General features: G+C 35.7%; 16 protein-coding genes. 15 read left to right on the top strand and 1 reads right to left on the bottom strand.

What is annotated here, in order from left to right; translation table 11 throughout:
* The first annotated feature begins 13 nt into the window (after positions 1-13).
* The 3 genes from infB (at position 14) to ACWA1F_RS00070 (ending at position 4,516) form a co-directional block, all read left to right on the top strand.
* Complete coding sequence (infB, locus tag ACWA1F_RS00080) at positions 14-2,887, top strand: translation initiation factor IF-2 (protein WP_456890655.1); 2,874 nt, start codon at positions 14-16, stop codon at positions 2,885-2,887.
* A gap of 264 nt (positions 2,888-3,151) precedes the next feature.
* Positions 3,152-3,934 (top strand): acid phosphatase, encoded by a 783-nt coding sequence (locus tag ACWA1F_RS00075; RefSeq protein ID WP_456890653.1) that lies wholly within the window; start codon positions 3,152-3,154, stop codon positions 3,932-3,934.
* A gap of 72 nt (positions 3,935-4,006) precedes the next feature.
* Positions 4,007-4,516 (top strand): DUF4920 domain-containing protein, encoded by a 510-nt coding sequence (locus ACWA1F_RS00070; protein WP_456890651.1) that lies wholly within the window; start codon positions 4,007-4,009, stop codon positions 4,514-4,516.
* 122 nt (positions 4,517-4,638) lie between these two features.
* On the opposite strand, the gene ACWA1F_RS00065 is transcribed toward ACWA1F_RS00070, so the two are convergent.
* The gene (locus ACWA1F_RS00065; RefSeq protein WP_456890650.1) at positions 4,639-5,028 is read right to left on the bottom strand and encodes an SPOR domain-containing protein; all 390 of its coding nucleotides are present in this window, start codon (positions 5,026-5,028) and stop codon (positions 4,639-4,641) included.
* Positions 5,029-5,249: 221 nt separating this feature from the next.
* Here ACWA1F_RS00065 and ACWA1F_RS00060 point away from each other — a divergent pair, with 221 nt between their 5' ends.
* The 12 genes from ACWA1F_RS00060 to ACWA1F_RS00005 form a co-directional block, all read left to right on the top strand.
* Complete coding sequence (locus tag ACWA1F_RS00060) at positions 5,250-6,587, top strand: c-type cytochrome (RefSeq protein ID WP_456891806.1); 1,338 nt, start codon at positions 5,250-5,252, stop codon at positions 6,585-6,587.
* A 32-nt stretch (positions 6,588-6,619) separates the two neighbouring features.
* Complete coding sequence (locus tag ACWA1F_RS00055) at positions 6,620-9,676, top strand: TAT-variant-translocated molybdopterin oxidoreductase (protein WP_456890648.1); 3,057 nt, start codon at positions 6,620-6,622, stop codon at positions 9,674-9,676.
* 32 nt (positions 9,677-9,708) lie between these two features.
* The gene (gene nrfD, locus ACWA1F_RS00050) at positions 9,709-11,112 is read left to right on the top strand and encodes an NrfD/PsrC family molybdoenzyme membrane anchor subunit (protein WP_008466839.1); all 1,404 of its coding nucleotides are present in this window, start codon (positions 9,709-9,711) and stop codon (positions 11,110-11,112) included.
* The gene (locus ACWA1F_RS00045; RefSeq protein WP_306161299.1) at positions 11,105-11,629 is read left to right on the top strand and encodes a DUF3341 domain-containing protein; all 525 of its coding nucleotides are present in this window, start codon (positions 11,105-11,107) and stop codon (positions 11,627-11,629) included. Before nrfD ends, ACWA1F_RS00045 begins: the two co-directional genes overlap by 8 nt.
* A gap of 8 nt (positions 11,630-11,637) precedes the next feature.
* Positions 11,638-12,183 (top strand): c-type cytochrome, encoded by a 546-nt coding sequence (locus tag ACWA1F_RS00040; protein WP_057117453.1) that lies wholly within the window; start codon positions 11,638-11,640, stop codon positions 12,181-12,183.
* A 27-nt stretch (positions 12,184-12,210) separates the two neighbouring features.
* Positions 12,211-13,605: a quinol:cytochrome C oxidoreductase gene (locus tag ACWA1F_RS00035; RefSeq protein WP_306161301.1), complete on the top strand. Its 1,395-nt coding sequence runs from the start codon at positions 12,211-12,213 to the stop codon at positions 13,603-13,605.
* 19 nt (positions 13,606-13,624) lie between these two features.
* Complete coding sequence (locus ACWA1F_RS00030) at positions 13,625-14,815, top strand: cytochrome c oxidase subunit II (RefSeq protein ID WP_456890644.1); 1,191 nt, start codon at positions 13,625-13,627, stop codon at positions 14,813-14,815.
* A 29-nt stretch (positions 14,816-14,844) separates the two neighbouring features.
* Positions 14,845-16,647 (top strand): cytochrome c oxidase subunit I, encoded by a 1,803-nt coding sequence (locus tag ACWA1F_RS00025; protein WP_306161305.1) that lies wholly within the window; start codon positions 14,845-14,847, stop codon positions 16,645-16,647.
* Between the two features lie 177 nt (positions 16,648-16,824).
* Positions 16,825-17,850, top strand: a complete 1,026-nt coding sequence (gene ruvB, locus ACWA1F_RS00020; RefSeq protein WP_125722271.1) for a Holliday junction branch migration DNA helicase RuvB — start codon at positions 16,825-16,827, stop codon at positions 17,848-17,850.
* 8 nt (positions 17,851-17,858) lie between these two features.
* Entirely contained in the window at positions 17,859-19,205 is a 1,347-nt protein-coding gene (locus tag ACWA1F_RS00015; protein WP_456890642.1) for a cytochrome P450, read from the top strand.
* The gene (gene queG, locus ACWA1F_RS00010; RefSeq protein WP_456890640.1) at positions 19,205-20,128 is read left to right on the top strand and encodes a tRNA epoxyqueuosine(34) reductase QueG; all 924 of its coding nucleotides are present in this window, start codon (positions 19,205-19,207) and stop codon (positions 20,126-20,128) included. The genes ACWA1F_RS00015 and queG overlap by 1 nt, the downstream gene beginning before the upstream one ends.
* A gap of 516 nt (positions 20,129-20,644) precedes the next feature.
* The coding region (locus tag ACWA1F_RS00005; RefSeq protein WP_456890638.1) for an Ig-like domain-containing protein at positions 20,645-25,456 on the top strand (4,812 nt) is incomplete at its 3' end.

The following is a 25,456-nucleotide window of genomic DNA, read 5'->3' as shown; positions in this document are numbered from 1 at the left end:
ATAAAAAGGTTATATGTCTGAAGAGAGAGTAATAAGAATAAACAAGGTTTTAAGGGAATTAAATATTTCGTTAGAAAGGGCTGTAGATTATCTAAAAGATAAGGGAATTGCTATTGATGCAAATCCAAATGCTAAAATTTCTGATAGTGAATTTAATATCCTTCAAAGCCAATTTGCGGGCGATAAGGGGAACAAGGAGGCTTCTAAAGAAGTTGGAGAAGAGAAGAGAAAAGAAAAAGAGGCATTACGTGTAGAGCGTGAGAAAGAAATTGAAGACAAACGCAGACAAGAAGAGGAGCGTCAAAAACAGCAAGAAATAATCAAAGCGAGAGCTGTTGTTTCTGGACCTGTACAAGTTGGTAAAATTGACTTGAATCCAAAAAAACCTGCGATTACTCCTTCTGAGGAAGCGGCTAAGGTTGAAGAACCTAAAGCTGTTGCTGCTCCTGTGCAGCCAGAAAAACCTGTTCAAAATGAAACGGTAAAATCTGAACCAGTTGTTTCAACTCCTGTTTCTGAAACAAAAAAAGAAGAACCTATTATTACGGAGAAAAAAGAAGTTAAAGCAGAATCTAAAGTTGCTCAGGAGCCAATCGTGTCTACTGATCCAACAACTTCAGAGGAAACTATTACGACTCAATATCAAAAGCTTACAGGAACAACTCTTACAGGCCAGACAATTGATTTATCTCAATTTAATAAGCCTAAGAAAAAGAAAGAAGATCCTAAAGCGGCTCAGAATAAGCCTGGAACTCCTGGAGTTGGTAATAATAATAACGCAAATAAAAATAAGCGTAAAAGAATTGGTCCTAAGCCAGGTGTACCTGGTGCGCCAAAACCTGCTACGGGTAATGCTCCTGGAACACCAAATCAAAACAAGCCAGCTCAAAATAACAATGGAGGAGGTTTTAATGCTAACAGAAGTCAGAGACCTGGTTTTGTAAAAGGAAATCGTCCTGCAATTGTAGCTAAAGTTGAGCCAACTGAAGAAGAAGTAAAAAACCAAATTAGAGAAACTCTTGAAAAACTTCAAGGTAAAGGAGGAAAATCTAAAGCGGCAAAATATAGAAGAGATAAAAGAGAAACGCACCGTCAGAAATCTGATGATGAGCAAAGAGCTCTTGACGAAGGAAGTAAAACTATTAAAGTTACTGAATTTGTTACAGTAGGTGAAATCGCTATCATGATGGATGTGCCGATTACTAAAGTAATTGGAACTTGTATGTCTCTTGGAATCATGGTAACCATGAATCAGCGTTTAGATGCTGAAACATTGACTATTGTAGCCGATGAGTTTGGTTACGATGTTGAATTTATTACAGTAGATATCGAAGAAGCAATTGAAGTTGTTGAAGATAGAGAAGAAGATTTAGTAACTAGAGCGCCAATTGTTACAGTAATGGGTCACGTTGACCACGGTAAAACATCTTTACTGGATTATATTCGTAAAGAAAATGTTATCGCTGGTGAGTCTGGAGGTATTACACAGCATATTGGAGCATATGGAGTTACTTTAGATAACGGTCAAAAAATTGCATTCTTAGATACTCCGGGTCACGAGGCGTTTACCGCGATGCGTGCACGTGGAGCTCAAGTTACCGATATCGCAATTATTGTGGTAGCGGCGGATGATGATATCATGCCACAGACAAAAGAGGCAATTTCTCACGCACAAGCGGCAGGAGTTCCGATTATTTTCGCAATCAATAAAATTGATAAACCAAACGCAAATGTTGATAAAATCAAAGAACGTTTGGCTGGTATGAATTTACTTGTTGAAGATTGGGGTGGAAAAATTCAGTCACATGATATTTCTGCAAAAGTGGGAACAGGTGTAAAAGAATTACTTGAAAAAGTTTTATTAGAAGCTGAAATCTTAGATTTAAAAGCAAATCCAAATAAAGCAGCGCAGGGAACTGTTGTTGAGGCTTTCTTAGATAAAGGAAAAGGTTATGTTTCTACAATTTTAGTACAGCAAGGTACTTTGAAAATTGGAGATTACATGTTAGCAGGTAAGCATCATGGAAAAGTGAAAGCGATGCATGATGAAAGAGGACATATTGTTCTTCAAGCTGGCCCTTCGACTCCAGTATCTGTTTTAGGTTTAGACGGAGCTGCTACTGCGGGAGATAAGTTCAATGTATTTGAAGATGAAAAAGAAGCAAAACAAATTGCATCTAAACGTTCTCAATTAATGCGTGAACAATCTGTACGTACACAAAGACATATTACACTTGATGAAATCGGACGTCGTATTGCTCTTGGTCAGTTTAAAGAATTAAATGTAATCCTTAAAGGAGACGTGGATGGTTCTGTTGAAGCATTATCTGATTCGTTCTCTAAACTTTCTACAGAAGAAGTTCAAATCAATATCATTCATAAAGGAGTTGGTGCGATTACAGAAACCGATGTTAACTTGGCTTCTGCATCAGATGCAATCATTATCGGATTTAACGTTCGTCCGGCTGGAAATGCTAGACAGCTTGCTGATAAAGAAGAAATCGATATCCGTTACTATTCTATCATCTATGCTGCTATCGATGACTTGAAAGATGCGATGGAAGGAATGCTTGCTCCAGAGATGAAAGAAGAAATTTTAGGAACAGCTGAAATTCGTGAGATTTTCAAAATTTCTAAAGTGGGTTCTATTGCAGGATGTATGGTAACTGATGGTAAAATCCTTAGAACTTCTAAAATTAGAGTTATTAGAGATGGAGTTGTGGTTCATACAGGTGAGTTAGTGGCGCTGAAACGTTTCAAAGACGACGTAAAAGAAGTAACTAAAGGTTACGATTGCGGTATTCAGATAAAAGGATTTAATGATATCGAAATTAGCGATGTTATTGAAGCTTACCATGAAGTAGCAATCAAAAAGAAATTGAAATAATATTCAGTTATATATTCAAAAGTCCCAATGAAAATTGGGACTTTTTTTGTTCTGTATGTTTTGAAATGTAAAACAAATTTGTTGCAATTTATAATATGAAACGTATTATTGAAAAACGTGTAGGTTTTGATTTGTGAATTATTTATTCCTTTGCTCAAAGTTTTTGATGGTGACTAGGATTTGATGCTTTGGTTTATTTGGCGGAAATCCTATGGTTTAATTGTGATTTTTGAGAAGAAAAAAGGAATTAGATGAAAGTTGGGTATGAAGCTAAAAATAATTCAGATTATTAATTCGCTCGCTTATAAAAAAGATAAGCGTAATAATGTTATTTCTAAATTCACGACAGTTGAACAGCTAAGAGCGGTCATGCCGGGCTTATTATATGGCTATTTGTCAGAAGAAGAGATGCCAAATAGTTTAAAGCTGCTGTCGCCTCCTCCAGAGATAACTTCTTCAGCTTATCAAATTGATTTAGAACATGCAAAAAAGGCTGTTGAATCAGATAATGAAATTCGGTTTTTAAAAGCAGCCAGCGATGCAGATTTGTCATTTCCTACTGCAGCTAAATGTTTTGAAGCTGTTTTAGGAATTGAGATTAGTGAGCATAAAACGCCTAAGTTCTATGTTTTCATGCGTAGAGTAATGACAGACGCAGGATTGTCTACGTATGCTGCTAAGAATTATTATAATCGTGTGCGTCCGTTTGTTGTTAACAATAAAAAAACCTGTACGCCAGATCAGGAAGAAGTTTTAAAGACTGTTGGTTCTTTTCCGTCTGGTCATGCAGCTGTTGGTAGTGCTTGGTCATTAATATTGATCGAAATTTTTCCGCATCATAAAGAAGCGATATTAAAACGAGGGCATGATTTTGGAGAAAGCCGCGTAATTTGTAATGCGCATTGGCATAGCGATGTAGAGATGGGAAGAATTATGGGTAAAGCAACTGTTGAATGTCTTTTTGCTAATTCAGATTTTTTGTCAGACTTTGAAGCGGTTAAAAAAGAAATGCTTGATATTGGACTTGCTGCTACTGATAAGATCTAAGATTTTTGATGTATAAGAGGATGCTTGCTTTAAATTTTTCTTTACTTTAGGGGAGATTTAAATATTAAAAATATGAAACTAGCACTATGCTCATTTGTTTTATTTCTAAGTTTTTCTTCTTTATCCTTTTCGCAGGAAGCTGTAGAAAAACCAGCACCGCCAGCAGGCAATGCCATGGTTGGGGATTATTATGGAGAAGATATTTCTAAGGATGTCGTAAGTAAGGCAATTTCGGTTGGAGAATTAGAAAAAGATCTGAAAACGGTAAATAAGATAGAAAACGTTGCGGTAAAAGGAGAAGTAACGAGTGTTTGTCCAAAAAGAGGATGTTGGGTCAGTGTGAAAACTGAAAATGGAGCATCTTTCTTTGTTAAGATGAAAGACTATGCTTTCTTTGTGCCGACAGCATTAAAAGGAAAAAATGTAGTTTTAGAAGGAGCTGTAGAAAGAAAGATTACGTCTGTTGATGAATTAAAGCATTATGCAAAAGATGCTAAAAAAACAAAGGCAGAAATAGATGCTATTACGGCGCCTAAAGAAGAAATTCGTTTTCTGGCGAGCGGAATTAAAGTAGTAAACTAACTAAAAAAAAGAAGTTTTTTTTCAAAGTGATAATTATTATTTGATTGTTGGCAGAAAAATTTTAATGTCATAAAAAAAGCGAGATGAAAATCTCGCTTTTTTATTTAATTATTTTGAATGTATTATCTTCCAGGTTTAAGTAAAAAGACACTTTTGTATCTCTTTTTAATTTCTGCCAAATTCCTTTCGGCTTCAATGCGAGTTTTAAAATTACCAACGATTACCTTATAATTTGGGGTGCTGAAAATAATGGTTCCGTCTATATCTGAATTTTCTCTTTTGAAATCCGATAGCGTTTTTTTGGCCTCGTCACTTTTGCCGCTAAAGATTTGAATTCTATAAGTATCGTTTGTATTTATTGACGTGTTAATTTTGCGCTTTTCATTTAGTAACTGCTCAAATTTAGGATCTTGATTCAATGTTAAATTTTGGTCTTGAGCGTTAATATTGTGCGCGAAAGCAATCGTTGTAATTGTTAATAAAAGATTTTTTGAAGGACTTAAAATTCTCATAATGTGATGGTTTTTATGCAAAAATACTATTTAAAGTTTGAGTGTAAAATTTTAATATTATTTAGAATTGATATAAATTGATAATTAAGACTATTTTAAGGTTTTGAGAATAGCTCATAAGTCGTATTTTTGTGGCAAGTTTTAAAAAAGGGTATAGATTTATACTGGATTTAGTACAGAAAAAATCATACCAAAAATTAGTAGACAATTATTTATACTATATGAAAAAGGTGGGTAACCATAATTCGATCTCAAGAAAATTACTGCTTGGCTTATCGCTAACGTTAATTTTCTCCCTAACTTCATTTGCTCAAGATGCTGCTGCTCCGGCGGCGCCTGAAGCTGCTGCTGCTGCTGCTCCAGCTGCAGGAGGCGGTGATCCAGTAAAAGGGAAAGAACTTTTTAATGCAAATTGCGCTGCATGTCACAAATTAGATGCTAAATCAACTGGTCCAGCCTTAAGAGGCGTGGCAGATAAGCATGATAAAGCTTGGCTTTACAAGTGGGTGCATAATAGTTCTGACATGATTAAGTCAGGTGATCCTGTTGCTGTTAAACTTTTTGAGGAAAACAACAAAGCTGTTATGACTTCGTTTCCTCAATTGTCTGAAGGAGATATTGATAACATTATAGCATATACTTCTCAGCCAAAAGCTGAGCCTGCTGCAGCTGTAGCGGGTGGTGCAACTCCTCCTGGAACAAATACTCAGGATGGTGCTATATCAAATAATATTATTTTAGGAGCACTTGCTCTTGTAATGGCTATATTAGTTGTTATGTTGTTCATGGTGAACAAAGTATTGACTAAAGTAGCAAATAAAAACGGTATTGAAGTTGCTCCAAAAGAAGCAAGACTTCCAATCTGGAAAGCTTTCGCTAAAAACCAATTCTTGGTTTTGGTAACTGCAATCTTCTTACTTTTAGCTAGTGGATATTTTGTTTACGGATACTTAATGCAAGTAGGTGTAGATCAGAATTATGAGCCAATTCAGCCAATTCACTACTCTCACAAAATTCACGCTGGTGATAACGAAATCAATTGTAAATATTGCCACTCTGCTGCTCGTGTAAGTAAAACAGCTGGTATTCCTTCATTAAATGTTTGTATGAACTGTCATAAAAATATTTCTGAGGTTGCTGAAACTACTGCTACTCCCGAGTACAGCAAAGCTTTCTACGATGCGCAAATTCAAAAATTATATGATGCTGTTGGATGGGATAAGACTAAACAAGCTTATACTGGAAAAACACAGCCTGTAAAATGGGTTCGTATTCATAACTTGCCTGACTTTGTTTACTTCAATCACTCTCAACACGTTTCTGTTGCTGGTATCGAATGTCAAACTTGTCACGGACCAGTACAAGAATTTGAAATCATGAAGCAATACTCTAAATTAACAATGGGATGGTGTGTTGATTGCCATAGAAAAACTGATGTTAAGATGGAAGGTAATGCTTACTATGACAAAATTCATGCTGAACTTTCTAAAAAATACGGTGTAGAGAAATTAACTGCAGCGCAAATGGGAGGTTTAGAGTGTGGTAAATGCCACTATTAATCGATTTATTAAGATTTTAATATATATATACAATGTCATCAAACAAAAAATACTGGAAAAGTGTTGAAGAGCTAGAAAATAGCTCTATTGTTGAGGCGCTTAGAAATAACGAGTTTGTTGAAGAAATTCCTACTGATGAGTTTTTGGGTAACGCTGATGCTTTATCTACATCAGGAACTTCACGTCGTGACTTTTTAAAGTACGTAGGGTTTAGTACGGCGGCTGTAACATTAGCTGCTTGCGAAGGTCCTGTTCACAAGTCTATCCCTTATGTATTACAACCAGAACAAATCATTCCTGGTGTTGCAGATTATTATGCAACTACAGTTTTTGATGGATTTGATTTTGCTAATCTTTTGGTAAAAACTCGTGAGGGTCGTCCAATTAAAATTGAAAACAATACAATTGCTGGAGCTAAATTTGCAGCTAACGCAAGAATTCATGCATCTATTTTAGGATTGTATGATAGCGCTCGTTTGAAAGAACCAAAAGTAGACGGAAAAGATTCTTCTTGGTCTGCGGTTGATTTAAAAATCAAATCAAGTTTAGCTGATGCAAAAGCAAAAGGCGGACAAGTAGTATTATTAACAAATACTTTAGCGAGTCCATCTACTGAAAAATTAATTGCTGAGTTTATTGCAAAAAATCCAAACGCGAAGCATGTAGTATATGATGCAGTTTCTTCATCTGAAGCTTTAGATGCTTTTGAAGCTGCGTATGGTCAGAGAGCTTTAGTTGATTACGATTTCTCAAAAGCTTCTTTAATTGTATCTGTTGGTGCTGATTTCTTAGGAGACTGGCAAGGTGGTGGATACGATTCTGGATATGCAAAAGGGCGTATTCCTCAAAATGGAAAAATGTCTCGTCACTTCCAGTTTGAATCAAATATGACATTATCTGGAGCGGCTGCTGATAAGCGTGTTCCAATGACTACAGCTGCACAAAAACAAGCTTTAGTTCAAATTTATAATATCGTTGTAGGTGCTTCTGTTCCTGTTTCTTTGGAAGGTGCATTTAAGACTGAAGTAGTAAAAGCTGCTCAGCAACTTAAAGCTGCTGGTTCAAAAGGAGTTTTAGTATCTGGAATTGAAGATAAAAATGCTCAATTATTAGTTTTAGCTATCAATCAAGCATTGGCTAGTGAAGCTTTTAATACTGCTGGAGCAAGACAAATTAGAAAAGGTTCTAATGCTGTAGTTGCACAGTTAATTAAAGATTTGAATGCAGGAAGTGTTCATACTTTAATTATGAGTGGAGTTAATCCTGTTTACACTTTAGCTGATTCAGCTTCTTTCGTATCTGGATTGAAAAAAGTTAAAACATCAGTTGCTTTTTCATTAAAAGAAGATGAAACTGCATCAATCGTTTCTATTGCTGCACCGGCTCCTCACTATTTAGAGTCTTGGGGAGATCTTGAGCTTACAAGCGGAACATACAGCTTAACTCAGCCTACAATCCGTCCTATCTTTAATACAAAACAATTTCAAGATGTTTTATTGTCAGTAAATGGTACAGCTGGTACTTTTTATGACTATTTAAAAGCAAATTCTGGAGCTTACACTACAGGAACTTCTTGGAATAAAGTATTACATGACGGTGTAGCTATTATAGGATCTTCAGTATTATCTGGTGGTGCTATTGATGCTGCTTCTGCTGCAAACGCGGTTGCAAAATCTAAATCTGCTGGTGAGTTTGAATTAGTATTATATACTAAAACTGGATTAGGAGATGGTCAGCACGCTAACAACCCTTGGTTACAAGAGTTTCCAGATCCAATTACAAGAGTTTCTTGGGATAACTACGTTACAGTTTCTAATGCAGATGCTAAAAAACTTGGATTATCAAACGAAATTGTTGCTAATGGAGGTTTAGATGGTAGTTATGCTACTCTTACTGTTGATGGAGTTAAATTGGAAAATGTTCCAGTTATCGTTCAGCCAGGTCAAGCAGTTGGAACTTTAGGTCTAGCTCTTGGTTACGGTCGTAAAGCGGCTCTTAAAGAAGAAATGCAAGTAGGTTTAAATGCTTACGCTTTATATAAAGGTTTTAATAGTGTTCAATCTGTTTCTATTGCAAAAGCTGCTGGAGTACATGAGTTTGCTTGTGTTCAAGGTCAGAAAACTTTGATGGGTAGAGGAGATATTATTAAAGAAACTTCTTTAGAAATATTCAATACTAAAGATGCTGAACATTGGAATGAAAAACCAATGGTATCTTTAGATCACCAAGAAGTTGAAGCTACAACCGTAGATTTATGGGAATCATTTGATCGTACAACCGGTCACCACTTCAACCTTTCAATCGACTTAAATGCTTGTACTGGTTGTGGGGCTTGCGTTATCGCTTGTCACGCTGAAAACAACGTTCCAGTTGTAGGTAAAGCAGAGGTAAGAAGAAGCCGTGATATGCACTGGTTACGTATCGATAGATACTATTCTTCTGAAAGCACTTTTGAAGGAGATAACGAAAGAAAAGAAGGAATTGCAGGTTTATCTAGCTCATTATCTACATTTAATGAAATGGAAAAACCAGGAGATAATCCACAAGTAGCATTCCAACCAGTAATGTGTCAGCACTGTAACCACGCACCTTGTGAAACAGTTTGTCCTGTTGCTGCAACTTCTCACGGTCGTCAAGGTCAAAACCACATGGCTTATAACAGATGTGTTGGTACTCGTTACTGTGCAAACAACTGTCCTTATAAAGTTCGTCGTTTCAACTGGTTCTTGTACAACAAAAACAGTGAATTCGATTATCATATGAATGACGATTTAGGTCGTATGGTATTAAACCCAGACGTAAACGTTCGTTCTCGTGGAGTTATGGAAAAATGTTCTTTCTGTATCCAAAGTACTCAAGCTGTAATTCTTCAAGCAAAACGTGAAGGTAGAGTAGTAGCGAAAGATGAGTTCAACAATGCTTGTGCTTGTTCTGCAGCTTGTTCTTCTGGAGCAATGGTCTTTGGAGACGTAAATGATAAAGAGAGTGAAGTTGCTAAATTAGCTGAAAGCGAAAGAGCTTATCACTTATTAGAGCATGTTGGTACAAAACCAAATGTTTTCTATCATGTAAAAGTTAGAAACACTTAGTAAATTATTAATAAGAAACAATATAAAGGATTATGTCGTCTCACTACGAAGCACCCATTAGAAAACCTTTAGTTATAGGTGATAAATCATATCACGATGTAACTGTAGATGTGGCAGCGCCTGTTGAAGGACCTGCAAATAAACAATGGTGGATTGTATTTTCAATCGCATTAATAGCCTTCCTTTGGGGGTTAGGTTGTATAATTTACACCGTATCTACCGGTATCGGAACATGGGGATTAAATAAAACAGTTGGCTGGGCTTGGGATATTACTAACTTCGTTTGGTGGGTTGGTATTGGTCACGCCGGTACATTAATTTCTGCGGTATTATTACTTTTCCGTCAGCGCTGGAGAATGGCGATTAACCGTTCTGCGGAAGCTATGACCATTTTCTCTGTTGTACAGGCAGGTTTATTTCCAATTATTCACATGGGACGTCCATGGTTAGCATACTGGGTATTACCTATTCCAAATCAATTTGGATCTTTATGGGTAAACTTTAACTCACCTTTACTTTGGGACGTATTTGCGATTTCAACTTATCTTTCAGTATCATTAGTTTTCTGGTGGACTGGTTTATTACCTGACTTTGCAATGCTACGTGATAGAGCTATAACTCCATTTAACAAAAGAGTTTATTCTATCTTAAGTTTTGGATGGAGCGGTAGAGCAAAAGATTGGCAACGTTTTGAAGAAGTATCTTTGGTACTTGCTGGTTTAGCTACTCCTCTTGTACTTTCTGTACACACAATTGTATCTATGGACTTTGCTACTTCGGTAATTCCAGGATGGCATACAACAATTTTCCCTCCATACTTCGTTGCTGGAGCGGTTTTCTCAGGATTTGCGATGGTAAATACATTGTTGATCGTTATGAGAAAAGTTTCTAACCTTGAAGCATACATCACATTACAGCATATCGAGTTAATGAATATCATTATCATGATTACTGGATCTATCGTTGGTGTGGCTTACATCACTGAGTTATTTGTAGCTTGGTATTCAGGTGTAGAATATGAGCAATATGCATTCTTAAACAGAGCTACTGGGCCTTACTGGTGGGCATATTGGTCAATGATGACTTGTAACGTGTTCTCTCCTCAGTTCATGTGGTTCAAAAAATTAAGAACAAGTATCATGTTCTCATTTATCATCTCGATTGTGGTAAACATCGGTATGTGGTTTGAAAGATTCGTAATTATTGTTACTTCTTTACATAGAGATTACCTTCCATCTTCTTGGACAATGTTCTCACCAACATTTGTTGATATTGGAATTTTCATTGGAACAATTGGTTTCTTCTTTGTATTGTTTTTATTATACTCTAGAACATTCCCTGTAATTGCTCAGGCAGAGGTTAAAACAATTTTAAAAGGAACTGGAGATAATTACATTAGAGAAAGAGCAAACAGTAAAGATTCACATCATGAGTAATAAAGTAATATACGCCATTTATAATGACGATGACGTTTTGATGAATGCAGTAAAGAAAACTAGAGCTGCTCATCATCATATTGAAGAGGTTTTTACTCCATTCCCAGTTCACGGATTGGATAAAGCCATGGGATTAGCACCAACAAGATTAGCAATATGTGCTTTTTTATATGGATGTGTTGGTATTTCTGTTGCAACGACTATGATGGGATACATCATGATTCATGACTGGCCACAGGATATTGGAGGTAAACCAAGTTTTAGTTTTATCCAAAATATGCCATCCTTCGTGCCAATTATGTTTGAGATGACTGTATTTTTTGCAGCTCACTTAATGGTAATTACTTTTTACATGAGAAGTAGATTATGGCCTTTTAAAGAAGCTGAAAACCCTGATGTAAGAACAACAGATGACCACTTTTTAATGGAGGTTGCTGTAAATGATAACGAGGCTGAATTAGTTTCTTTCTTTGAAGGAACTGGAGCTGTCGAAGTTAAAGTAATAGATAAGAATTAATTGTAGCTATGAAAAGGATATATAAAATAACACTTTTAGTTGGTATAACTATTTTAGTTTCATCTTGCCACAATAATTCGGCACCGAACTATCAGTATTTCCCAAATATGTATGAATCTGTTGCTTACGAGCCATATACAGAAGCAAAAATATTTAAGGGAGGAAAAGAAGGACAGCTTCCTGTTGCAGGAACTATCAATAGAGGTTTTGAACCTTATGAATATGAAAATTCAACGGCAGGTTATGAATTAGCAAAAGCTAATTTAAAATCTCCTTTGGATTCTATCGAAAGAAATTCTGGAAAAGGTAAAGAGCTTTTCGAGATTTACTGTATCAGCTGCCACGGTGCTACTGGTAATGGTAAAGGTAAATTGGTTGAAAGAGAGAAATTTCTTGGAGTACCTAGCTATAAAGACAGAGAAATCACAGAAGGAAGTATCTTTCATGTTGAGACTTATGGTTTAAATGCAATGGGTTCACATGCAAATCAATTAAGTGCTCACGAACGTTGGTTAGTTGCTGACTATGTTCTGAAACTAAAAAGCCAATTATAATTGTTGAACAAACTGATCGTAATAGATATGTATACATTTTCAAGTAAATTAAAAACTTTTTCTATCATCTTAATGGCCGTTGGTCTATTAGGAATTGGGTATGGTTTTTTAAGTGCACCAAAAGATATTCAAGAAGTTGAAAAAATACTAGCTGCAGATGAACATGGTTCTCATGGCGCTGCGCATGAAGAAAAAGCGGAGGCATCTCACAAAGAAGCAGGTCATCATGAAGCAGCTGAAGCAGCACATGATTCTCATAAGGGGGCTGCACATGCAGAAGTTTCTGGCGCAAATGAGCACGAAAAACATTTAGAGCACGTATTACACCAATTGCAAAATAAGCCTTGGTCTGCAGTATATGTAGCTTGTATTTTCTTTTTACTGCTTTCAATGGGAGTTTTAGCTTTCTACGCTATTCAACAAGTAGCTCAAGCAGGTTGGTCTCCAGTTTTATTTAGAGTTATGCAAGGTATAACAGCTTACCTACCAGCTGGTTCTATCATCTTCTTTATACTTTTAGTATTATGTGGATTACACTTTAATCATATTTTTGTATGGTTAGGTGAAGGAGTTACTGATCCTAAAAGCCCAAATTATGATGCTATCATTGCAGGAAAATCAGGATACTTAAACTTTCCATTCTGGATTGTAAGAGCAGCTATCTTCTTGGCAGGATGGAATTTATACCGTCATTTTTCTAGAAAAAACTGTTTAGCTCAAGATGAAGCAAATGATGATCTTTACTACAAAAAGAACTTCAAAGCTTCTGCAGGATTCTTAGTATTCTTCATTGTTTCTGAGTCTATCATGTCTTGGGATTGGATTATGTCATTTGATCCACACTGGTTTAGTACATTATTTGGATGGTATGTATTTGCATCATTCTTTGTAAGTGGAATTACTGCTATTGCATTGGTAACAATTTATTTAAAATCAAAAGGATATTTAGAATATGTAAATACAAGTCATATCCATGATTTAGCTAAGTTTATGTTTGGTATTAGTGTATTCTGGACTTATTTATGGTTCTCTCAATTCATGTTGATTTGGTACGCTAACATTCCAGAAGAGGTAACTTATTTTGTAACAAGAATTCAATTATATAACCTTCCTTTCTTTGGAGCGGTTGTTATGAACTTTGTTTTCCCATTATTAATATTAATCAATACTGACTTTAAACGTCTTAACTGGGTTGTTGTTATGGCTGGTATTGTGATATTATTAGGTCATTATGTTGATTTCTTTAATATGATTATGCCTGGTACTGTAGGAGACAAATGGTTTATTGGAGTTCCTGAAATTGCATCGATTCTTTTCTTCTTAGGTCTATTTATATTTGTTGTATTTACTGCATTAACTAAATCTCCTTTGCTTGCAAAAAGAAATCCTTTCATCGAAGAAAGTAAACATTTTCATTATTAATATTTAAAGAAGTAAACAGATGACAAGTTTGTTGGTAATTATAGTTTTAGTTTTATTAGCGGTTGCATTATGGCAATTGACGAAGATATTTGATCTTACGCAGGTCGGAACTTCTTCGGATGATTCTCAGGTTGCATCGGATAATGATAATAACATTCAAGGATATATTATGTTTGGCTTTTTAGCTTTCATCTATATATTTACGATTTATGGTTTGCTAAAATGGGGTAATTTGGCACTTCATACCCCTGCTTCTGAGCATGGTGGTTTAGTAGATAATTTAATGAATATTACTTGGGTTTTAATTTTTACAGTTCAGGTAATCACGCAAGGTTTATTATACTGGTTTTCTTTTAAATATAAAGGTAACAAAGATAAAAAAGCATTGTTTTTTGCTGATAGTAATAAATTAGAAGCAATTTGGAGTATCATTCCTTCTGTTGTTTTAGCTTGTTTAATTCTTTATGGATTATACGCTTGGAATAACATTATGTTCGTTGATAAAGATGAAGATGTAATCGAGATTGAATTATATGCTCAGCAATTTAAATGGACTGCAAGATACGCTGGACAAGATAACGTATTAGGTAAAGCTAACGTACGTTTAATCGAAGGAGTTAATACATTAGGAGTTGATATGTCAGATCCTAACGCTCAAGATGATATCGTAGTTTCAGAATTACATATCCCTAAAGGAAAAAAAGTTCACTTTAAAATGCGTTCTCAGGATGTATTGCACTCTGCTTACTTCCCTCACTTTAGAGCACAAATGAACTGTGTTCCTGGTATGGTTACTGAATTTGCTTTCGTACCAACTTATACTACTTCAGAATACAGAGAGTTACCATTTATGGTTGAAAAAGTTGCAAATATCAACAAACTTAGAGCTGAAAAAAGTACTGAGTTAGTTGCAAAAGGTGGTACAGCTTTAGATCCTTATACATTTGATTACTTATTATTATGTAATAAAATTTGTGGAGCTTCTCACTACAATATGCAAATGAAAGTTGTAGTTGATACTCCTGAAGATTACAAAAAATGGTTAAGTGAGAAAACTACTTTAGCTCAAGATATTAAAGCGGCAGCTGCTGCTGAGAAACCAGCTGAAGGAGCTGCACCAACTGCAGACTCTGCTGCAAAAGTAATCGATACTGTAAAAGCAGTAGTTGATACAGTAAAAGCGGCTGTAGCTAAAGTTGCGATGAAATAATTAATTTAGAAAATTTAAAGTACACATATATGTCAGCAGAAGCGCACGATCACGATCACGGACACGATCACGAGCACGAACATCATCATAAAGACACGTTTATTACTAAATATATTTTTAGTATAGACCACAAAATGATTGCTAAACAATACTTGATTACTGGTATTATTATGGGAATCATTGGTATTGCAATGTCTTTATTATTTAGAATGCAGTTAGCGTGGCCAGAAGAGTCTTTCAAGATATTTAATGTTTTATTAGGAGATAAATTTGCACCAGATGGTGTAATGGCGAATGATATTTATCTGGCTTTAGTTACAATTCACGGTACCATCATGGTATTCTTTGTACTGACGGCAGGTTTGAGTGGAACGTTCAGTAACTTATTGATTCCGCTTCAAATTGGAGCAAGAGATATGGCATCTGGATTTATGAATATGATTTCATATTGGTTGTTTTTCTTATCAGCTGTTGTAATGTTATGTTCTTTATTTGTTGAAGCTGGACCAGCATCTGCAGGATGGACAATTTACCCTCCTTTGAGTGCATTGCCACAAGCAATTCCGGGATCAGGAACAGGTATGACATTATGGTTAGTATCTATGGCTATTTTCATCGCATCTTCTTTGATGGGATCTTTAAATTACATTGTTACTGTACTTAACTTAAGAACTAAAGGAATGTCTATGACTAGACTTCCGCTTACAATCTGGACATTTTTCGTAACAGCTATTATTGGTGTTATTTCATTTCCAGTATTATTATCTGCAGCTTTATTATTGATCTTTGATAGAAGTTTTGGTACTTCATTCTTCTTATCTGATATCTATATTGCTGGAGAAGTTTTACACTACCAAGGTGGTTCACCTGTATTGTTTGAGCACTTATTCTGGTTCTTAGGTCACCCTGAGGTTTACATTGTAATCTTACCAGCGATGGGTCTTGTTTCTGAAATTATGGCTACAAATGCTCGTAAACCTATTTTTGGTTACAGAGCGATGATTATGTCAGTTCTTGCAATTGCATTCTTATCAACAATCGTTTGGGGTCACCACATGTTTATTTCAGGTATGAATCCTTTCTTAGGATCTGTGTTTACTTTTACAACTTTATTGATTGCAATTCCATCTGCTGTAAAAGCATTTAACTGGATTACAACTTTATGGAAAGGTAACTTACAGTTTAACCCTGCAATGTTGTTCTCTATCGGAATGGTTTCTACTTTCATCACTGGAGGTTTAACAGGTATCATTTTAGGAGATAGTACTTTAGATATTAACGTTCACGATACTTATTTCGTAATTGCTCACTTTCACTTAGTAATGGGTATCTCTGCACTTTACGGAATGTTTGCTGGTATTTACCACTGGTTCCCTAAAATGTACGGAAGAATGTTAAATAAAAACTTAGGTTATATCCACTTCTGGGTAACTGCAGTTTGTGCTTATGGAGTTTTCTTCCCAATGCACTTTATTGGATTAGCAGGTTTACCAAGACGTTATTATACTAATACAAACTTCCCATTATTTGATGATTTACAAAATGTGAATGTTTTAATTACAACATTTGCTCTTGTAGGAGGTGCGTTCCAATTAGTATTCTTATACAACTTCTTTAGCAGTATTTTCTACGGTAAGAAAGCAGTTCAAAACCCATGGAAATCTACTACTTTAGAGTGGACTACTCCAGTTGAACACATTCACGGAAACTGGCCAGGAGAAATTCCTCACGTATACCGTTGGCCGTATGACTACAGTAACCCAAATCATGATGTAGATTTTGTTCCTCAAAATGTACCAATGAAAGAAGGTGAAGAAGTTTTACACCACTAAAAATAAAAAGAAAGACCATCTGAAAAGATGGTCTTTTTGTTTTTATTAAAGTTCAAACTATGAAAATTCCAAATTCCAAATCCGATAGATTCCTATTTATTGGAATTTGGGATTTCTTATTTGGAATTTGAATTTTATTCTGTTTTCCAAACTAATTAGTTTATATATCTTTGTAGGATGAATGAAAACCTCGATCCTACTACTAAAGGATATAACTCAGAAGAGTTAGATCTTGAAAAAAGATTGCGTCCGCTGTCATTTGATGATTTTGCAGGACAAGATCAAGTTTTGGAAAATTTAAAAGTATTTGTTGCTGCGGCTAATCAGCGTGGTGAAGCACTCGATCATGCTCTTTTTCATGGGCCGCCTGGTCTTGGAAAAACTACTCTGGCGAATATCTTAGCTAACGAATTACAGGTTGGAATTAAAATTACTTCTGGTCCCGTTTTAGATAAGCCTGGTGATTTAGCTGGTTTGCTAACTAACTTAGATGAAAGAGATGTTTTGTTCATTGATGAGATTCATAGATTAAGTCCAGTTGTTGAAGAATATTTATATTCGGCAATGGAGGATTTTAAGATTGATATTATGATTGAATCTGGCCCAAATGCACGAACTGTTCAAATCAATTTGAATCCTTTTACTTTGATTGGAGCGACTACACGTTCAGGATTGTTAACAGCTCCGATGCGTGCTCGTTTCGGAATATCTTCACGTTTACAATATTATACTACTGAACTTTTAACGACTATTGTTGAAAGAAGTGCTTCTATATTAAAAATGCCTATTGACTTGGAAGCTGCAATTGAAATTGCAGGAAGAAGTCGTGGTACTCCTCGTATCGCAAACGCGTTGCTAAGACGTGTTCGAGATTTTGCTCAGATTAAAGGGAATGGGAGAATTGACATAGAAATTTCAAGATATGCCTTAAAAGCACTAAATGTAGATGCTCATGGTCTGGATGAAATGGATAATAAAATACTGTTAACCATTATCAATAAATTTAAAGGAGGACCTGTCGGACTTTCGACACTAGCAACTGCAGTTAGTGAGAGCAGTGAAACAATCGAAGAAGTCTATGAGCCTTTTTTAATTCAAGAAGGATTTATCATGAGAACACCTCGTGGAAGAGAAGTTACCGATAAAGCGTATAAACATCTCGGTAAAATCAACACCAATATTCAAGGAGGTCTGTTTGAATAATTAATAAAATGCCTCAAAGTAAAATATACAATTATCCGCAAAGACTATCTATTTTTAGATTTTTTAAGGATGCTGAAGGCGTTCGTAGAAATCCTATACCGTATCATAAAAAATATTTTGAGCGTTTTGGAGATTCTTTTTCTATAAAAATTGGAAAATCGAGGCATATTATCCTATCAAGAGATAATGATGTTGCTCAATATATACTGCAGAAAAATCATAAGAATTATCATAAATCTAAATTTCAGTCTGTTTATCTGTCTAAATATTTGGGTAAAGGACTGCTGACTGTTGATGGAGAATTTTGGTTAAAGCAAAGAAGGCTTATTCAACCAGCATTTCATAAGCAAAAAATGAATCAGCTGGTTGAAAATATGAAAACGACTATTGCTTCTGAGTTGGAAGGGATAATTTCAAATGAGAAAGTTGATCTTTTTCCTGTTATGAGTGAATTGGCGTTTAATGTTGTGGCTAAATCATTATTTCAATTTTCTATCGCGGATGAAAAGTTAGATCGAATTAAATATATTATTGAAGCAGTCCAGAATTTTTTAATTAAAGAAATTAGATTACCGCATAAAGCTTGGTGGTTTTCTATTACAGGTCAGGTAAAGAAACATCTTCAATTGGCTGAAGAAAACAATGAAATCATTAGAGGGATTATTGAAGAGAGAACTGCTTCAAAAACTGAAGTTAATGATCTGCTCAATATGCTTTTGGAAACTCGTTATGAAGATACTGGCGAGGGAATGTCCATTGAGCAGTTAATAGACGAAATTAAGATTCTTTTTATTGCGGGGCATGAAACAACTGCCAACGCTCTGACTTTTACATTGCATTTATTGGGAAATCATTCAGATGTGCAGCAAAAGGTATTGGATGAAATCCTTAAAGTTGAATCTGAAAGTAAGGACATTGTAGAGCAGTTGCAAAAAATGACTTATATAAATGCAGTTTTGAATGAGTCAATGCGTTTGTATCCTCCGGCCTGGATTACCGACAGACAAAATGTAGAAGATGATATTTTAGGAGAATTCACTATAAAAAAAGACACTCTGATAGGTGTTTCTTTTTATGAGTTGCATCGAAATCCGAAATATTGGGAAAACCCAGATAATTTTAATCCGGACCGTTTTTTAGGCGAACAGAAAAAGCATTCTATGCAATACTTTTATCCTTTTGGAGCGGGACCAAGAATGTGTATTGGTGCTGGATTTGCTATTTATGAAATGTGTTTGGCGATTTCTCATGTCGTCAAAAAGTATAAAATTATGTCAGTAGGAGATACTGTCAATTTTAATCCGTTAATTACCTTAAAGCCTGTTGGTGTTGAAGTTGTTTTTTCTGAAAGATAATGATTAATTCCAAAGAAAAATATTCGAAATTTATAAAAGAGGAAGCAAAAAGGCTTGGCTTTCTTTCTTGTGGTATATCTAAAGCAGGTTTTTTGGAACAGGAAGCGCCTCGACTTGAAAATTGGTTAAAGAACAATCGTAATGGTCAGATGGCTTATATGGAAAACCATTTTGATAAACGTTTAGATCCCACTTTACTGGTAGATGACGGTAAAAGTGTCGTATCACTTTTGCTTAATTACTATCCCGATTCGATACAAAACGACGAGAGTTTTAAGATTTCAAAATATGCCTACGGACAAGACTACCATTTTGTAATTAAAGATAAGCTGAAAGAATTGCTCCACTCTATTCAAGAAAATATTGGAGACGTGTCTGGACGCGCCTTTGTTGATTCAGCACCTGTTTTAGATAAAGCGTGGGCAGCAAAAAGTGGTTTGGGATGGATTGGAAAAAACAGTAATCTAATTACTCAAAAAGTCGGTTCCTTTTACTTCATAGCCGAACTTATTATTGACTTAGAATTAGAATACGATCACGCAGTTACAGACCACTGCGGATCTTGTACAGCCTGCATAGATGCATGTCCAACACAAGCAATCGTGGCACCTTATATTGTTGATGGCAGTAAATGCATTTCTTATTATACTATTGAGTTAAAAGAAAACCTTCCAGAAGAAATGAAAGGAAAATTTGATGAATGGATGTTTGGCTGTGATACTTGTCAAGATGTTTGTCCGTGGAATCGATTTTCTAAACCACATTCAGAACCTTTATTCAATCCTAATCCAGAACTACTTTCTTTTACTAAAAAAGACTGGATGGAAATTACTGAAGAAACCTTTAAGCTAGTTTTTAAAAATTCTCCCATTAAAAGAACCAAATTTGATGGTCTAAAACGTAACATCAAGTTTCTTCAATAATTATATTAAGTCTGTTTTTAAGTATGTTTTTGACTATCAGCTATTTGTTTTAAATAGCTTTTTTCTTTTTGTACAACTTTGAATTCTTACGTTATTTTACTTATTTGTCATTAAATTCTGTAAGAATTTAAAATTAACTCAATTATTTAAGAAAATTCCACTTCTTTGCTGTCAAATATTCATGTTTTTTCAATTCTCAAGCGATAAACAATTGTTAAAAAAGGTTGTTTGACGAGTTTATGTGCATTTTGTCGAAATAATGAGGTGTGATTTCATTCCTCGATATACTTTCGCACTTCCAAATCTACTTAATTTAAAACCTAAAGGACTTTTATAGTCTTTTTTAATCCAATGTCATGGTCTGCATAATGTCCTTTTTTTGTGTAAGTCTTGAAAAAACTTTTTTAAGTTTTTTAAAATCCAACATACTTTTTTTCACGTATCTCACCAATATGCTAAAAACGATCATCCGTTTTTTAGCAAATAAAATTTCTGTTCCACAAACCCAAGTTGTCTATGCGTAACTTTACTTTTAATCAGTCTAGATTTTCTAGACTACTATTTTTTATTGTTTTTTTATTACTAACAGCCCACAACGCTACGGCTCAATTTTATACCAAGCATTATATTGCACCAGCTCCTTGGCAGTATTTTAATAATGCGAATGAAATTGTTGTAGCAACAAATTCTACAAGTAGTGCAAACATTCGTTTATTAAAAAGCGATGGGACATTAGTAACTAACCTTACAGCCACTAAAGGAAATCCAGCAGTATACAGATTTACTGGCGCACCAAGTCCAACAGCAACAAAGGCGTACGTTTTTAATACCGTTTTAAGCGGAATAGGATTAATTGTAGAAGCTAGTGCTCCAGTGTCTATTAATTTAAGAAACGTAGCTTCCGATGCGTTATCGGGTACTGATATAGATAAGGAAATAAAAGGAAATGCGGCATTAACTAGTTTTGGTGATGCAGGACTTGGAGTGCGATTTAGAGTGGGTTATTACAGAGATGGTTCGCTAGGAAATTTTAACAATTATGGAGATCAAAGGCCTATCTATACTATTATGGCTACGGCTAATAATACAACGATAAAAATAAAAGATGTTATTGTAACTACATTGAATCAAGGGCAGAGTTATTTGTTTAAAGCGGCGATAGGGACGTTGGTAGAATCGTCTAATCCTATCGTTATGAATACGTCGGCTGCTATAGATATGCCTGGTGGATGTGGAGATGGTGCAGTCAATCAAATTCCCCCAGAAGCGGTTTTAGGAACTGAATATTTTCTTGAAAGAGGGACAGGAAATGATACAGCAGAGCAAACTACTGTAGTAGCAACAAAAGATGATACAGATTTAATAATTCAAAGTTTTACAACAACTGGAGCTTTGGTGCCTAGTTCAACCAAAACAGTGAACTTAAAAAAAGCTGGTGATTTTACTACTTTCGTTAATGGAGTATCAAATACTAATTTCACAGCTTCTAGGATTGTTGCCACTAAGAGTGTAGCTGTTTATTCAGGAACAGCACAAAATTGTGAAGTTGATATTTCAACTATCGCACCAGTATCAGACTGTGGAGGCTCAGAGTTTGTAGAAACAACTAAATTTAAGAACTATACCTCTGGAAATTTAGATTATTTTGGATATATTTTATTAAAAGATGCTGAAAAAGATGTTACTATAAATGGCAAAAAAACTACAGATATACCTGGAGTTGGAGCTCGTTATCAAATTGGTTCAACAGGTTGGTATATTATAAATTTTAATAGCGAGAAAATAGGAAGACCTGAAGTTCTTTCTATTGAAAGTAAAGCTAAACTAACAGTTTCGATAGTTCAGCAAGCTGGAGGTTTCTCGATGGCTGGTTTTTTCTCAACTTTTGCAGCTTTACCAGGAGATCCTGGTTTGACATACATCGAAGGAGGAGGTTGTACAAATAACTCCGCTGAATTAACTACACCTCCTGGTTTTGCTCCATATCAATGGTATTACAATGGAACAGCGATAAGTGGTGCTAATTCTCCAACATATGTTGCAACAAAAACAGGTAACTATTCAGTATCTTCTACATTGGTATGTGGGGCTCAGACTCCTTCTAAAACAGTTGCAGTAACTTTATGTACAGATTTAGGAATTACTAAAACAGTAGATATTGCTGCGCCTTGTATCGGATCTAATGTAGAATTTACGGTTAAGGTTAGTAATTTAGGAGGGAACAATGTTTCTGGGATTTCAGTAACCGATTCACTTCCTTCAGGTTATACGTATGTAAGTTCAACACCATCAGTTGGAGTGTATAATTCAACAACGGGAGTTTGGACAATTGGTGATGTAGAAGCACAATCATCAATGACATTAAAAATTGTTGCTACTGTAAACGCATCTGGAAATTATACCAATACGGCATCATTACCAAACGATGTAGATACAAATACTGCAAACAATTCTGCAAGTGCTGCGGTAAATCCAAAGTCAGCAAATCTTGTGGTAACAAATCCTGCTGCGGTTTGTGCACCTTCAACGGTAAATTTAACAGCTTCTTCTGTTACGACAGGAAGTTCTTCAAATCTGACACTTTCTTATTGGACAAATGCTGGAGCAACGACTAGCCTATCTTCGCCAAGTACTGTTGCGACTTCAGGAACTTATTATATAAAAGCAGTTTCTGCTGACGGATGTCAGTTTATAAAACCAGTAGAGGTTACAGTTAATGCACAACCTACTACGCCTAGTATTAGTTCAAGAACTAGTGGGGCTACTATAACTAATGGTTCAATTAGTTGTTTTGATGGAAGCAGTATCACGTTAAGAGCACCTAGCAGTAGTGGATATTTATGGTCAACTGGAGAAACTTCACGTGATATTGTTGTTACTACAAATGGAACTTATTCAGTTAAAGTAACTAATAGTTCAAACTGTATAAGCGCTAGCTCTTCTAGTGTTTCTGTTATATTTGCACCAGCTGCACCAATAGCTTCTGATCAAACATTCTGTTCTTCAGAGAATAAAACTGTTGGTAATCTGGTTGCGACAGGTAGTGATATAAAATGGTATAATAATAATGGTACGCTATTGCCATCAAACCAATTATTAACTAATAATACCAATTATTATGCAACTCAGACTGTAAATGGTTGTGAAAGTTCTAAGACTGGAGCAGTGCGAGTAACAATAAATTCAAATTCTTCAGCGCCAGTTGCAGCTGCGTTACAATCTTTTTGTGCTGCAAGCAATAGTACTGTTAATAATTTACAAGCTACTGGAACTGCTTTAAAGTGGTACAATGCATCAGGAACACTTCTTACTTCGTCTCAAGCTTTGGCTAATGGGGATTATTATGTTACCCAAACAGCAAATAGCTGTGGTGAAAGTGAGAAAACCAAGGTTACAGTTGCTATTAGTACGATACCATCTGCACCATCAGCCTCTTCACAAACATTTTGTGTAAACGAGAATAAAAAAGTAAATGATTTAACACCTTCTGGAACTGACTATAAATGGTATAGTGCAGCTACAGCAGGTACTTTATATATAGGTAATGAAACTTTAACTTCTGGAAATTATTTTGTAAGCCAAAGTAATAGTTGCGGTGAAAGTCCAAGAACTAGAGTGTCGGTTACAATAAATACTACCGCAGCGCCTACAGCTTCAGCTCAGACTTATTGTGTTTCTGAGGCTAAAAAAGTAAATAATTTAGTGGCTACTGGATCTGCCTTAAAATGGTATGATTCAAATACTGGCGGGACACAATATTCAGGAAATGAAACTGTAGTTTCTGGTAATTATTATGTAAGTCAAACGTTAAATGGTTGCGAAAGTCAAAGAACTCAAGTAACTGTTACGATAAATACTACGGCTGCACCTACAGCTTCAGCTCAAACTTTTTGTGCGGATGATGCTAAAAAGGTAAATGATCTGGTTGCGACAGGATTTGCTCTGAAATGGTACAATGCAAGTACTGGAGGAACGCAATATTCAGGCGATGACATTTTAATTTCTGGAAATTATTATGTAAGTCAAACACTTAATAACTGTGAAAGTGTAAGGACCTTAGTAGGAGTTACAGTAAATCCTACGCCAGCAGCACCTTCTATTTCAGCGGATGGAGCAACAACATTCTGTCAAGGAGAAAGTGTAATTTTAACTTCGACAGGAGGAAGTAGCTATCTATGGTCAAATGGAGCAACAACACAATCAATCACCGTATCTACTTCAGGAAGTTATAGTGTTAGAGTAACCAATGCTTCTGGATGTCCTAGTGCATTTTCAACAGCAACGGCGGTTACAGTAAATTCTATACCATCAGCACCTTCGGCATCAGCACAGACATTCTGTTCAGCTGAAGCTAAAAAAGTAAGTGATTTGAGTCCGTGGGGAGCAGCGTACAAATGGTACAGCGCTTCTGCAAACGGAACATTATATACAGGAAATGAAACCCTTGCAACGGGGACTTACTATGTAAGCCAAATGGCAAATGGATGTGAAAGTTCTCGCACAGCAGTAACAGTTACGGTAAATACAACTCCGTCTGCACCTTCGGCATCAGCGCAGACATTCTGTTCTGCCGAAGCTAAAAAAGTAAACGATTTAAGTCCTTCTGGAGCTACATACAAATGGTACAGCGCTGCTTCAAACGGAACATTATATACAGGAAATGAAACCCTTGCAACGGGGACTTACTATGTAAGCCAAACTGCAAACGGATGTGAAAGCACTCGCACAGCGGTAACAGTTACGGTAAATACGACTCCATCAGCACCTTCGGCATCAGCACAGACATTCTGTTCAGCTGAAGCCAAAAAAGTAAAAGACTTAAGTCCGTCTGGATCTACATACAAATGGTACAGCGCTTCTTCGAACGGAACATTATATACAGGAGATGAAACTCTTGCAACAGGAACTTATTATGTAAGCCAGATTGGAAACGGATGTGAGAGCACACGTACAGCAGTAACTGTGACTGTAAACACGAATCCGTCAGCACCAGTGTTGAGTTCAATTACTCAACCTACATGTTCAGTAACTTTAGGAAGTTTTACTATCAATAATTATAATTCAGCTTACACATATAAAATAACTCCTTCAGCTGGAGTTACTCAAACCGGAAATACGGTTACAGCACCAAAGGGGACTTATACAATTTCAGCTTCAGTTAGTAGTTGTTCGTCAGGAGATGCAAGCTTTGTTATTAATTCAATATTATGTGCTAATTCAGATTCTTACGCAAATCAGACTTCGGGAATTGCCGCAGTAAATGTTGGAAATGTTACTTCGAATGACAAACTAAACGGAGCCGCGGTTACAGCGACAAACACGTCAGTA

The sequence above is a fragment of the Flavobacterium erigeronis genome (genome assembly GCF_054075165.1).
Note: the sequence above shows the minus strand (reverse complement) of the source record. Positions and strands in the feature narration are given on the sequence as shown.